Genomic DNA, 13,283 nt, shown 5'->3' with positions numbered 1-13,283 from the left:
TCAAATAAAAAAACCCTTCCGTAGAGAAAGGGTTTTATAATATTTCCTGAAAGAGTTTATTCTTCTCCTTCTTCTTCGGAAGATTCTCCGTCTTTGTTCCAAACGTTATCTGAAGGATTTACGTCTGCCATCATTTTCGAACTATCAATTTCTATACTAGCAATGTCTTTAGCGGCATCGATCTCCAACTCGTAGGTAGGGAATCCCCATGCCCAGTCTTCAGCAACAGTTCTCTCTTCGCCTTCACGTGCTTCTTTCTCCCAACGCATCATTTCTAATGGGATATAGTAGGTTTTCTTAGAACCATCAGCATAGGTTACATCAATATCTATAGGCATTGGCATCAATCCATTTCTTTTCAAAGTTACAGTTGCCTTGGCATCCTTCATTTCAACTCCATCTATTGTGTAATCGATCGTATTGGTGGTTTGTGTCCAATCCAATAAATACCAGTCCAGCTCTGCTCCAGAAACCTTTTCAGCAATTCTAATAAAATCGTTAGGCGTTGGATGTTTGAATTTCCATTCATCATAGTACCTGTTCAAGGTTTTTGAAAGATTCTCTTCACCTATGATGTATCCAAGTTGTGCAAGAAATACAGCTCCTTTAGAATAAGCAGAAGTTCCATAAAGTGCATTCAGTTCATACCTGTCGGCATGCGTAGATTGCGGTTGCTCTCTTCCTGAATTTGCCAGGTACTGGTATCCTCTGTAAGATCCAGTGTGCGGATTCTCCTTATTTTCTCCAAGGATTACATTTTCAGCTTCCGAAGAAATGTAGGAAGTAAAACCTTCATCCATCCATTCGTGTTTACTTTCATTAGTAGCCATTAAATGCTGAAACCATGCATGCGCCATTTCGTGAGCAGTCACGCCAACAAGACTTCCAAAAGAACGTTCCCCAGTGATTAGAGTAAGCATCGCATACTCCATTCCACCGTCTCCACCCTGTACTACAGAGTATTGATCCCATGGATATGGTCCAATATGTTCGTTGAAATACAGAAGTAATTCTGCTGTTTTTGGCTGAAGATTTTTCCAGTTCTCTTTGATATTTTCATTGTCTTTATAAAGGAAATGTATTACAGTACCATCTTCAGCAAGCAACTTGTCATGGATATACTCAGGATCTGCTGCCCAGGTAAAATCATGAACTTTAGGAGCTTTGAAATGCCAGGTTAGCTTATCCCCTTTTTTTCTCTTCACTTTAGTTCCTTCTTCTTCGTAGTTGTACCCGATTTCCTGCGGATTTTGAAGATATCCTGTACTTCCAAGTATATAATCCTTATCGATACTGATCTTTACATCAAAATCTCCCCATACTCCATGAAATTCACGGGCAACATAAGGATCTGCATGCCATCCCTGGAAGTCATATTCTGCCAGTTTAGGATACCACTGACTCATAGATAGCGCTACACCTTCAGAGCTGTTTCTTCCAGATCTTCTAATCTGTTCCGGAACCTGGCCTTCAAATTCCATGTTGAACTTTACTTTTTTACCAGGAAGAATTGGTTGAGCAAGTTCTACTTCCAGAACAGTTCCAACTTCTTCATAATCCAATGAAGTCCCATCCTGAGTAAGAGAGCTTACTCTCAAATAACCAATCTGGTCTTCAGAAAGATCACTAATACGGCTTACTCTTTTTGGTTCTTCCTCAGTACCTTCATTTCTAACCATTCTACCATCAGGATCTGCAATACTTTCAAGTCTGGCATTCATTTCTGAACCTGGCTGAAAGGCATTAAAGTATAAATGGTAAAATACACGGTTAAGAGTGTCTGGGGAATTGTTGGTATAGGTCAATTCCTGAGTACCGGTGAATTTAAAATTCTCCACATTTACATCCACATCCATTTTGTAATCTACATGCTGCTGCCAGTAGGAAGTGTTGTTCTGTGCCTGAATTACTCCGGCGGTAAGTAGTATTAAGCTGAAAAAAATGTTCTTCATTCTAGTTATTTTTTGAAATTTGATCTGCTAAAATTAAGGCGTTATATAGATTAGCCATTTTTCCTGAAGTTGAAATAGTCTGGAATTTTTTAGTATTACTGGTATCTCCTCCCAGCACTACTGTTGCTTTTGTAGAAATACCACTATCCATAATTATTTGTTTTACCTGTCCCGCAGATAATTTTGGGTAATAACCTCTAATGATCGCCGCAATTCCTGCAACTGCAGGTGACGCCATAGAAGTTCCCTGAAGATATTCGTATGTATCGTTTGGAGTTGTAGACCAGATCTTTGTTCCAGGTGCGAAAACATCTACGTTGGTAGCTCCATAATTAGAAAATGTCGCGATAAGATTTGCTCCGTACTCATAATTCAAAGCACCAACCGTTAAAAAGTTATCACTGATCTCTGTAGTTTCCTGCGGATTTTGATCGTTAGGATAAACTCTTTTTTTGTCAAGATCTATTCCTTCATTTCCAGCGGCATTTACAATTAGAACATCATTATCTGCCGCATATTTTATTGCATCGATCACCCATTCCGGATTTTGAGAAAAGTATTTTCCAAAACTGGTATTAATTACTTTCGCCCCGTTATCCACGGCATAACGAATCCCCAGTGCAATATCTTTATCATACTCATCACCATCTGGTACAGCTCTTACAGCCATGATCTTTGCATTGCTGGCAACTCCTTTAAGTCCTACGGAATTATTTCTGTTAGCTGCAATGATCCCGGCAACGTGCGTTCCGTGTTTAGCATCTTCTTTCTTTGGATCTGGTCCTGAAACTTTATTGTTTCCGTAGTTGGTATCGGTGATATCGTAAGGATTGTCACCCACAACAGCTCTACCATTCAGGTCAAGGTTGAAATGGGTATCAAGACGGCCAGCGAAGTATTCCACACCTTCATTGATCTCTTTGATCACTTCTGGTATACTCTCGTTCACGTTGCTCTGCATTTGCCCAACGATCATTTTTGCCTGTTGCAGTTCCTGGGTTTCCGGTTTGAAATCTAACACCTGCTTTTTAGTATAATCTTCAGTTCCCAGAGCTTTTGTCATAGCTGCATGTGCATTTTTCACCTGCTGAAGGATCTGGGTATACTGCTGCTGAGTTTGCTGAGCTTCCTGGTATTCCTTATCGTATTCTTTTTTAGCTTCCAGGTACATATTGTATTCTTCCCTGTCTGCAGTGCTTATGCTACTCTGAGATTTCCCTTCATATTTGGGTTTTAATCGCTTGATGATACGAGTAAACTCCATGTTTTCTTCCACGGCATCCCCTAGAAAGTTCCAGCCATGCACATCATCAACAAAACCGTTCTTGTCATCATCTTTTCCATTACCAGCGATCTCGTCCTCATTAGTCCAGATCACCCCTTGCAGATCTTCATGTGTGATATCTATACCGCTGTCCACCACTCCAACGATAACCGTTGAAGGTTTGTTGTTTTTAATAATTTCAGCATAGGCTCTATCCACGCTCATTCCCGGAATAGTGTCCCTGGAAAGATCTGAATTGGTCCAGCCTTTTAACTGGGCATCTGTAAGGTCCTTTACTTTTAAAGGAATAGAATCAATATTGCTTACTGGTGTGGAAACTACTCTTGGAGCAGTACTGCTACATGCAGTTAAAGCGCCGGCTGCCAGGATGGTCAGGAACGGCTTATAAACAGGTATTCTCATAGTTATTTTAATTGAATAATTCGTTGAAGGTATAAGTCTGATCGTGTCTTACTCCCTTTTCGGTATTTTTTAAAGTTATTATTTCATTATGAGCGTCATGCTCCATGAACAGGTAATAATTTTCATTTGCTGCTGTTTGCAGAAATTTCTCTTTTTCAGCAAGCGTTAATAGTGGTCTGGTATCAAAGCCCATTACATAAGGTAAGGGAATATGTCCCACGGTAGGAAGAAGATCTGCCATAAAAACCAGTTTCTTACCCTTGTAGTCAATATGCGGAATCATTTGCTTATCTGTATGTCCGTCTACCAGAAGTGATTCGAAGCCAAGATGATCTGCTTTGCAAAATTCACTGTTTCCCTCCCGCTCCACGAAATGGAGTTTTCCGCTTTGTTCCATTGGAAGAATATTTTCTTTCAGAAATGATGCTTTTTCACGAGCATTTGGTTTCGTAGCCCATTCCCAGTGATCTTCATTGCTCCAGAACCTGGCGTTTTTAAATGCCGGTTCATAACCTGTACGTTCTTTATTCCACTGGATACAACCTCCACAATGGTCAAAATGAAGGTGAGTCATAAAAATATCTGTAATGTCATCGCGATGAAAACCATGTTCCTTGAGTGAACTGTCAATACTATGCTCTCCCCATGGATAGTAATAACTAAAGAATTTCTCACTTTGCTTATCACCCATTCCGGTATCAATTAGAATAAGTTTATCACCATCCTCAATAAGCAAACATCGGGCAGCAATATCAATCATATTATTCGAGTCGGCAGGATTGGTGCGGTTCCAGAGACTTTTCGGGACCACTCCAAACATAGCTCCACCATCTAATTTAAAATTTCCGGCTTGTATAGGATAAAGGGTCATTCAGAATAAATTTGAAGATTTCTCCGCAAAATAGAAAATCTCATAGCTAATTCGAATTATTTTCTAAATGATTTAACAGCCTCGTAATAATGTTAGGCTTTTAATAATAAGCTTTCATAGTAAAACATTTTTAATATTTTTAGCAATCTTAAGCAAATACAGAATCTATGGTTGAATTGGCAGGAATAGTGATCCTTGGGATATTGGCACAGTGGGCAGCATGGCGTTTTAAGATCCCCGCGATTTTACCATTAATACTTGTAGGTCTTGCTGTAGGACCAATTTCTACTTTTTTTACTGAAGATGGTTCCAAAATTATTGAACCAATCTGGAATGGTGAGTCCGGATTATTTCCTGGTGAAAGCCTTTTCTACTTCGTTTCCCTGGCGATCGGGATCATTCTTTTCGAAGGTGGTTTAACGCTGCGGAAGGGTGAAATTCTTAATGTTGGTCCGGTGATCATCAAGTTGATAACCATAGCCGTGATCGTTACTTTCTTTGGAGCTGGTGTGGCAGCATACCTGATATTTGACCTTAGCTGGCAGATATCGTTCTTATTCGCGGCACTTATCATTGTAACCGGTCCTACTGTAATTACCCCTATTCTCCGGAATATTCCATTAAAATCTGATATTTCAACGATTCTGAAATGGGAAGGTATTCTAATCGATCCTATTGGTGCCCTTGTAGCGGTATTGATGTTCGAGTTTATTAGCGCTGGTACCGGGACTGAATTTACAGAAACAGCATTGATAGAATTTGGAAAGATCGTCCTGTTTGGATTCACCTTTGGATTCACCTTTGCTCATGCTCTGGCCTTTGCGATCAAAAAGAACGTGATCCCTCATTATTTACTGAATGTACTTACGCTGGCAACCGTGCTGGGAGTTTTTGTACTGGCAGATCTTTTCGCTCATGAAAGCGGACTTTTAGCCGTGGTAGTGATGGGAATGGTGATGGGAAACATTAACCTTCCAAACTTAAAAGAACTACTTTATTTCAAAGAATCTCTAAGCGTACTACTTATTTCGATTCTGTTCATACTACTGGCTGCAAATATCAATGTTGAAGATCTGATGCTGGTTTATGATATCAAAGCATTGATCCTGTTCGCTACGGTGGTACTCATCGTTAGACCTCTGGGAGTATTTGTGAGCAGTATAGGATCATCACTAAAATTCAATGAAAAATTATTTATAAGCTGGGTTGGACCTCGTGGTATCGTAGCCGCAGGTATCGCTTCTCTCTTCGGAATTGAACTTTCTAATCAAGGCGTTCCCGGAGCAGAATATATCACTCCGCTTGTGTTTATGATCGTATTGGGAACTGTTCTTCTGAATGCGACCACTGCAAGGTTATTTGCTCAATTAGTGGGAGTTTTTCTGAAGAATTCTCAGGGAATCTTAATCATTGGAGCATCTACTATTTCAAGATTGATTGGTAGTTATCTGAAGAAGAACAATCGACATGTGGTCTTGGTTGATAGTAATGGAACAAATATTAAAAAGGCACAGGAACTTGGATTGGATGCGATCCAGGAAAATGTGTATTCAGATGATCTTATCAATAATATTGAATTAAGCGATATCGGTTACTTAATGGCAATGACTGGAAATACGGAAGTAAACCTGAATGCCATTGAAAAGTTCAGAAAGCACTTTGGAGAAAATGGCTCTTTTAGAGTAGTTTCTTCAGATGAAATGTATGATCCTGAAAACAATCCTAAAGAAGGACTGTTCTCGCAAACCGATGATTATATCAAGTTAACGAACCTTGCCAGAAAATATCCTTCTATCCATGAAATTGAACTGAATTCCAAGGAGCACTACGAAGGACTTATAGAGATTAGTAAAACCGATTCTGATATCATTCCACTATTTGTAAAAGATGAGGAAGGAGAGCTTAGTATTATTCCTTCTAACAGTCTTGAGGTTGAGATCGAAGAAGGTTTTATGATGGTTTATCTTGGAAAGGAACTGGAAACAGGAGATAGCGAAGAAAAAGAGAACATCGAAAAGAATATTCAGGAGGAAAATTAATTACTCCTCCTCCATTTTTTCGATTAGTTCATCGGTCACCTCCAGTGTATGATATACGTTCTGAACGTCATCGTCATCTTCGAATTTTTCGATGAGGTTCAGGATTTTGATAGCATCTTCCACTGGTAATTCATTTGTATTTAAGGGAATACGCTGTACTTCAGAATTCTTTGGTTCTATATTTAGCTCTTCAAGTTTCGAAGACATCATTCCAAAATCATTGAAATCTGTATATACCGTTAGATAATCGTCTTCCTTATCGAAACTTGACGCACCACCTTCGATAAGCTCTAATTCCAGTTCTTCAAGTTCTGTTTCGATATTTTCCTTTTCTAATACAAAAACTCCTTTTTTATCAAAAAGAAACTCCAGAGAACCGTTGGTCCCAAGACTTCCGCCATTTTTACTGAAGATGGAACGAACTGAAGCCACAGTTCTGTTGGTATTATCTGTAGTAGCTTCTACGAAAATGGCTATTCCATTTGGTCCATAACCTTCAAAAGTGACCATTTCATAATTATCGGCATCTGCACCACTCGCTTTCTTGATCGCACGTTCAATGGTATCCTTGGGCATATTTACGCCTTTGGCATTCTGGATAGCATTACGCAAGGCGGGATTAGCTTCAGGATCTGGTCCTCCGCCTTCTTTTACGGCAACTGTGATTTCTTTGATCGCCCTGGTGAACTGCTTCGCTCTTTTCTTATCCTGAGCTCCTTTACGATGCTTAATATTCGCCCATTTACTATGTCCAGCCATTGGTAGTCTGTAGTTTTTGGTTTGTAGTCGATAGATTTTCTACCGATTAACTCATTATCACAAAAGTAAAAAAATGTAGTGGAAATAGGCTCAATAAGAAGACCTCACAAGTTTTGAAGCCTGTGAGGTCTATATAATTTTTGCGTTAGGGATAGTAGTGGCAGCTTTTTGGAAGCCTTAGCTACCAAAAACTAGAACGGATAGCCCGCCGCCGACCTTTGGAAGGCGGAACGCCCTAATAATGACTATAAAAAAGTTCTGACTAATCGTTCAGTTTAAGAACCGCCATAAATGCTTCCTGCGGAATTTCAACATTTCCAACCTGTCTCATTCTCTTTTTACCTTTTTTCTGCTTTTCAAGAAGTTTACGTTTACGGGAAATATCACCACCATAACATTTCGCGGTAACATCTTTACGTAACGCTTTTACCGTTTCACGGGCAATGATCTTAGCGCCAATTGCGGCCTGGATTGGAATATCAAATTGTTGTCTTGGGATCAATTCCTTCAGTTTCTCGCACATTTTCTTTCCAATATCATACGCGTTATCCACGTGTAATAGAGCAGAAAGTGCATCTACCGTATTCGCATTCAGAAGTACATCAACTTTTACAAGTTTAGACTGGCGCATTCCAATTGGAGAATAATCGAAAGAAGCATAACCTCTGGATACAGTTTTCAGTCTGTCATAGAAGTCGAAAACGATCTCTGCCAGGGGCATGTCGAAAGTTAGTTCAACTCTTTCTGTAGTGAGATAGGTCTGGTTGGTAATTTCTCCACGCTTTTCAATACATAGAGACATTACGTTCCCAACATAATCTGATTTTGTAATGATCGTAGCCTTGATAAATGGCTCTTCAACCCTGTTTAAAGTAGATGGTTCAGGAAGGTCAGACGGGTTATTTACCAGTAAAGCCTCATCTGGATTCTTATTGGTGTAAGCCTGGTAAGAAACGTTGGGAACCGTAGTAATTACGGTCATATCGAACTCACGTTCCAGTCTTTCCTGAATAATTTCAAGGTGTAACATTCCAAGGAATCCACAACGGAACCCAAAACCTAAAGCTGCAGAACTTTCAGGAGTAAAAACTAGCGAAGCATCGTTCAACTGTAATTTCTCCATTGAAGCTCTTAGTTCTTCGTAATCTTCAGTATCTACAGGATAAATTCCGGCGAAAACCATTGGTTTTACGTCCTCAAAACCTGCAACAGCTTCCGTAGTTGGATTTACGGCGCTGGTAATAGTATCACCCACTTTTACCTCACGAGCATCCTTAATACCCGTGATGAGGTAACCAACATCACCGGTTTTGATCTCTTTTCGAGGAAATTGTTTCAAACGAAGTGTTCCCACTTCATCGGCATCATATGTTTTATTTGTTGCAACGAACTTGATCTTTTCGCCTTTTCTGATAGATCCATTAATGACTCTAAAATAAGTTTCAACACCTCTAAATGGGTTATAAACAGAGTCAAAGATCAATGCTCTAAGTGGAGCATCAACTTTTCCTGTTGGAGCAGGAATTCTGGAAATAATGGCATCAAGGATCTCTTTAATTCCAATACCTGTTTTTGCACTTGCCGGGATGACATCTGATGCATCACAGCCCAAAAGATCTACTATATCATCTGTCACCACCTCGGGATTTGCACTGGGAAGATCCACTTTATTCAATACCGGAATGATCTCAAGATCGTTTTCTAGGGCAAGATAAAGATTCGAAATAGTTTGAGCCTGAATACTTTGAGCGGCATCTACTACCAGTAAAGCACCTTCACAAGCAGCAATAGAACGGGATACTTCATAAGAAAAATCCACGTGTCCCGGAGTGTCGATAAGGTTAAGCGTGTATTCTTCACCCTCATGAACATAATCCATTTGTATCGCATGAGACTTGATAGTGATCCCGCGTTCCCGTTCCAGGTCCATACTGTCCAGCAGTTGTTCCTGTTTTTCACGCTCGGTTACAGTCCCGGTAAAATCCAGCAGGCGATCTGCCAGTGTACTTTTCCCGTGATCGATATGCGCGATTATGCAAAAATTTCGAATGTTCTTCATCTCCAGTATTTGTATCCTTAGGCCTAAAAATTCAGGTAATTTTAAGACTACAAATATAATTGAATTAATAGTCTTATATAAAATTTCAAGTTTATGTTTGTTTCGCTGTGTGAAAGCATTCGATAATGCTATTTTAGAGCTTGTAAATTTCTTTGCTGAAGTCTATACCACAAAGGCATTGCATCAAAAAACTGACTATGGATTTCCTGAAACCTGATACTGAAAAGGCATCAAATTATGATCATCTTGAAAAGATGAATACTGTAGAACTTCTGAAGAATATCAACAAGGAGGATCAAACCGTGGCTGAAAGTGTGCAAAAAGTAATTCCGGCAATTGAAGTTCTGGTAGACAGGATCGTTGAAAAACTAGGAGCAGGAGGAAGGCTTTTTTATATTGGAGCTGGTACTAGTGGCCGACTTGGAGTTCTGGACGCTTCAGAATGTCCGCCCACATTTGGGGTTGAACCAGGTATCGTAATTGGTCTAATTGCCGGTGGTGATACGGCTTTGAGGAATGCTGTTGAAAATGCAGAAGATGACCGGGAACAGGCATGGAAAGATCTTCAGCAACATAAGATCTCTGCGAAGGATGTTCTGGTAGGTATTGCCGCATCGGGAACCACGCCTTATGTGATTGGCGGAATTAAAAAAGCCAGAGAGAATAATATTATCACGGGATGTGTTACCTGTAGCTCTGGAAGTCCATTGGCAAATGCTTCAGAATTTCCAGTAGAAGTGATCACGGGGCCAGAATTTGTAACGGGAAGTACAAGGATGAAAGCTGGAACAGCGCAGAAAATGGTGTTGAATATGATCACAACGTCTACCATGATCAGGTTAGGAAAGATCAAAGGAAATAAGATGGTAGATATGCAGTTATCTAACAAAAAGCTGGTAGGACGTGGAACTCAAATGATCATGGATGAATTGGATATAGACGAAGAGCAGGCAAAAGCTTTATTACTAGAGTATGGTAGTGTAAGACTGGCGATCACTAATTTTCTACAGAATAGTTAATGATCAAATCTTTCAAATATTATAAATCCTTATCGCTGATTCTTCTGGCGTTTTTTGCATATTCCTGTAAATCAACCAAAAATGTTCCAGTAGCTGAAAAGCAACCAGAAACAATAGATACACTGGTTCAGAAGGAGATGGAAAGTCCTGAAGTTTCAGAAAAAATTACTGAAAATACGTTTATTGAAGCACCGCTTGATATAGCCGAATTTAGAGCAGCCTGGATCGCAACGGTTGCAAATATTAACTGGCCGAGTAAAGCAGGTTTATCTACTGAAGTACAGAAAAAGGAAGCCCTGGAAATGCTTGATTTTCTTGAAGAAAATAATTTCAATGCGGTCATTTTACAGGTTCGGCCGCAGGCTGATGCTCTATATCAAAGCGAACTGGAGCCATGGTCCTATTTTCTTACCGGCAAAAGTGGCAAGGCACCAGAACCCTTTTACGATCCGCTGGAATTCTGGATAGAAGAGGCTCATTTAAGAGGTCTGGAGCTTCATGTCTGGCTCAATCCATACCGGGCACATCATACCACCGGTAAGGAGATTGGTGAAAAATCTATTGTAAAGACCAATCCTGAACTCGTAATGGAACTGAAAAATGGGATGTGGTGGATGGATCCGGGAAGTGAAAAGGTTCAGGAACATTCGGCTGCAGTAGTGATGGATATTGTGGAACGCTATGATATTGATGCCGTTCATTTTGATGATTATTTCTATCCATATGCTTCTTATAATGGTAAAAGCGGATTCCCGGATGATGTAAGTTTCCAGAAATACCAGACTAGTGGAGGTGAACTTTCCAGAGCCGATTGGAGGCGTAAAAGCGTTAATGATTTTATTGAAAGAATTGCCGGCGAAATCAAAGCTGAAAAGTCTTTCGTAAAATTCGGGATTAGTCCGTTTGGTATCTGGAGACCCGGTTTTCCTGCGAGTATCAAAGGAATGGACCAGTATGAAGAATTATATGCTGATGCAAAATTATGGCTGAATAAAGGCTGGATCGATTATTTCACTCCGCAGCTCTACTGGCCCACGGCAAAAGTAGGGCAAAGCTTTCCGGTTTTATTGGGTTGGTGGGAATCTGAAAATGTAGTTGGAAGACATTTATGGCCGGGAATTAATCTTGCTCTGGACGAAGAAACACCAGGTGAAATTGCCTCACAGATCATGATCTCGCGTGGAATTCTTCCGGATAGCCCTGGTGTGGTTCACTGGAATATTGGACCGCTGATGAAAAGCGAGAAACTCAGAAATTCCTTAAAAAACGGTCCTTATCAACAAAATGCCCTGGTACCGGCAAGTCCATGGTTATCTTCTGAAACTCCTGAAATTCCGCATATCGAACTAGCTAAAACAGCTTCAGAATATACTATAAAGAATTCCAGTTTAGATGAGCACTTCAGGTGGGTGGTATATTACCAGTATGAAAATAGTGGCTGGAATTACAGAATTTTGAATAAGGAACAGGATTCACATTCGCTCCCAATTCAGAATAAAGACAACAATATATTGATCAAAATAGGGATTACTGCGGTTGATCGCACGGGAGCTCAAAGTAGTTTCCAGCAATATGATCTTCAGATCCTTGATCTTATAAAATCTTAATTATGAAAACCAGATCTATTATATATTTTCTAGCAGCAATTTTCTTCCTTTCCTGTGGTGAATCCAACAAAGAATCGGCTAAAACTGGTCAGGTCGAAGAAATCGTAGAACAAACCAGAACTGAATTTGCTCCAGACAAACGGGTAGCACTTTTTGATATTTCTGCGGAAGAAGATAAGAACGGAATCATTCTCAAAGGTGAAACCAATTCAGAAGAAGCTAAAAATAGACTTTTATTAGATCTTGATTCGGCAGGTGTTAATTATAAAGACAGTATTCAGGTTTTACCTTCCGAAGCATTGGGTGAAAAGCTTTACGGGATCATTGACGTTTCGGTGGCTAACCTAAGAGGAGATAGCAAACATTCTTCTGAACTTGTGACTCAGGCTACGCTCGGAACTCCTGTAAAGATCTGGAAACGAACTGAGCAATGGTATTATATTCAAACTCCAGACGATTATCTTTCGTGGGTGGACCACGGAGGAATTACGACCATTAACGAAAGTGAATTTAATAACTGGAAAAATTCAGAAAAGATCATTTTCACGAAAGCCTATGGGAACTCCTATGCTAAGGCTGATCTGGATTCTAATCCCGTTACAGATCTGGTAACCGGGGCTGTCCTGGAATTTCTGGAAGATTCAGGTGAATTTTATAAAGTTAGATATCCTGATGCGCGTGAAGCCTACGTTTCTAAAGAGGATGCGAAGAACTACGGGGAATGGTTACAGAATCTGGAACCTGATGGTGAAAGTTTAACGAGGGTTTCAAAAAAATTGATGGGTTTACCTTATTTATGGGGAGGAACCTCTGCGAAAGGAGTAGATTGTAGCGGATTCACCAAGACGATTTACTTCATGAACGGCGTGGTCATTCCCAGGGATGCTTCTCAACAGATCAAAGAGGGTACGCTCGTGGACGACGAATCAGATTTCAGCAAGCTGGAAGTAGGGGATCTACTGTTCTTTGGTAGACCGGCAACAGATTCTACTTCAGAAAAAGTTGTACACGTAGGAATGTGGATTGGTAATAATGAATTTATTCATTCCTCGGGAGATGTTCATATTAGCAGTGTAGATGATAAAGCTGAAAATTTTGATGAATTCAACAAAAGCCGATACCTGAGAACTAAAAGATATCTTGATCAACAATCAAGCGGACTCAAATACTTGAAAAAACAGGATTTTTATACCGGTAATACAAAGTAATTTTAGGCGAAAGAGTGTTTTATTCGTTGATTTTACGAGGATTGTTGAACAATTACTAATTAATTTAGCTTCAGATTGATAT

Annotated in this window: 9 protein-coding genes; 4 read left to right on the top strand and 5 right to left on the bottom strand. The window is 39.9% G+C overall.

Going from position 1 to position 13,283, the window contains the following annotated elements; all coding sequences use genetic code 11:
- Positions 1–56: 56 nt before the first annotated feature.
- From ABVM50_RS04320 to ABVM50_RS04310, 3 genes are read right to left on the bottom strand one after another with little or no spacing between them, the layout of a single operon-like run.
- A complete protein-coding gene (locus ABVM50_RS04320; RefSeq protein ID WP_405200125.1) occupies positions 57–1,952 on the bottom strand; it encodes a M1 family metallopeptidase in 1,896 nt (631 codons plus the stop codon).
- 1 nt (position 1,953) lies between these two features.
- The gene (locus ABVM50_RS04315; protein WP_405200124.1) at positions 1,954–3,639 is read right to left on the bottom strand and encodes a S8 family peptidase; all 1,686 of its coding nucleotides are present in this window, start codon (positions 3,637–3,639) and stop codon (positions 1,954–1,956) included.
- A gap of 7 nt (positions 3,640–3,646) precedes the next feature.
- Positions 3,647–4,510, bottom strand: coding sequence for an MBL fold metallo-hydrolase (locus ABVM50_RS04310; RefSeq protein WP_405200123.1), 864 nt, complete (start codon positions 4,508–4,510; stop codon positions 3,647–3,649).
- Between the two features lie 167 nt (positions 4,511–4,677).
- Between ABVM50_RS04310 and ABVM50_RS04305 the strand changes: the two genes are divergently transcribed.
- Entirely contained in the window at positions 4,678–6,549 is a 1,872-nt protein-coding gene (locus ABVM50_RS04305; RefSeq protein ID WP_405200122.1) for a cation:proton antiporter, read from the top strand.
- Here ABVM50_RS04305 and ABVM50_RS04300 read toward each other — a convergent pair whose 3' ends face one another.
- Together ABVM50_RS04300 and lepA are read right to left on the bottom strand one after the other, a co-directional pair.
- Complete coding sequence (locus ABVM50_RS04300; protein WP_405200121.1) at positions 6,550–7,308, bottom strand: YebC/PmpR family DNA-binding transcriptional regulator; 759 nt, start codon at positions 7,306–7,308, stop codon at positions 6,550–6,552.
- A 262-nt stretch (positions 7,309–7,570) separates the two neighbouring features.
- A complete protein-coding gene (gene lepA / locus ABVM50_RS04295; protein WP_141876405.1) occupies positions 7,571–9,367 on the bottom strand; it encodes a translation elongation factor 4 in 1,797 nt (598 codons plus the stop codon).
- Between the two features lie 197 nt (positions 9,368–9,564).
- Between lepA and murQ the strand changes: the two genes are divergently transcribed.
- The 3 genes from murQ to ABVM50_RS04280 are packed head-to-tail and all read left to right on the top strand — an operon-like array spanning position 9,565 to position 13,201.
- Positions 9,565–10,386 carry an N-acetylmuramic acid 6-phosphate etherase gene (murQ, locus tag ABVM50_RS04290; RefSeq protein WP_405200120.1) on the top strand — a complete coding sequence of 274 codons (822 nt, stop codon included), beginning with the start codon at positions 9,565–9,567 and terminating at the stop codon, positions 10,384–10,386.
- A complete protein-coding gene (locus ABVM50_RS04285) occupies positions 10,386–11,993 on the top strand; it encodes a glycoside hydrolase family 10 protein (RefSeq protein WP_405200119.1) in 1,608 nt (535 codons plus the stop codon). The genes murQ and ABVM50_RS04285 overlap by 1 nt, the downstream gene beginning before the upstream one ends.
- A 2-nt stretch (positions 11,994–11,995) precedes the next feature.
- Positions 11,996–13,201: an NlpC/P60 family protein gene (locus ABVM50_RS04280; protein WP_405200118.1), complete on the top strand. Its 1,206-nt coding sequence runs from the start codon at positions 11,996–11,998 to the stop codon at positions 13,199–13,201.
- Positions 13,202–13,283: the final 82 nt, after the last annotated feature.

The organism is Christiangramia sp. LLG6405-1, from assembly GCF_045055805.1.
GTDB lineage: Bacteria > Bacteroidota > Bacteroidia > Flavobacteriales > Flavobacteriaceae > Christiangramia.
This window is presented reverse-complemented; position numbering and strand designations above follow the sequence as displayed.

Bases quoted from the DNA above. Each gene is read 5' to 3' on its own strand.
- ABVM50_RS04320 (WP_405200125.1), bottom strand. From the start codon at position 1,952: ATGAAGAACATTTTTTTCAGCTTAATACTACTTACCGCCGGAGTAATT.
- ABVM50_RS04315 (WP_405200124.1), bottom strand. From the start codon at position 3,639: ATGAGAATACCTGTTTATAAGCCGTTCCTGACCATCCTGGCAGCCGGC.
- ABVM50_RS04310 (WP_405200123.1), bottom strand. From the start codon at position 4,510: ATGACCCTTTATCCTATACAAGCCGGAAATTTTAAATTAGATGGTGGA.
- ABVM50_RS04305 (WP_405200122.1), top strand. From the start codon at position 4,678: ATGGTTGAATTGGCAGGAATAGTGATCCTTGGGATATTGGCACAGTGG.
- ABVM50_RS04300 (WP_405200121.1), bottom strand. From the start codon at position 7,308: ATGGCTGGACATAGTAAATGGGCGAATATTAAGCATCGTAAAGGAGCT.
- lepA (WP_141876405.1), bottom strand. From the start codon at position 9,367: ATGAAGAACATTCGAAATTTTTGCATAATCGCGCATATCGATCACGGG.
- murQ (WP_405200120.1), top strand. From the start codon at position 9,565: ATGGATTTCCTGAAACCTGATACTGAAAAGGCATCAAATTATGATCAT.
- ABVM50_RS04285 (WP_405200119.1), top strand. From the start codon at position 10,386: ATGATCAAATCTTTCAAATATTATAAATCCTTATCGCTGATTCTTCTG.
- ABVM50_RS04280 (WP_405200118.1), top strand. From the start codon at position 11,996: ATGAAAACCAGATCTATTATATATTTTCTAGCAGCAATTTTCTTCCTT.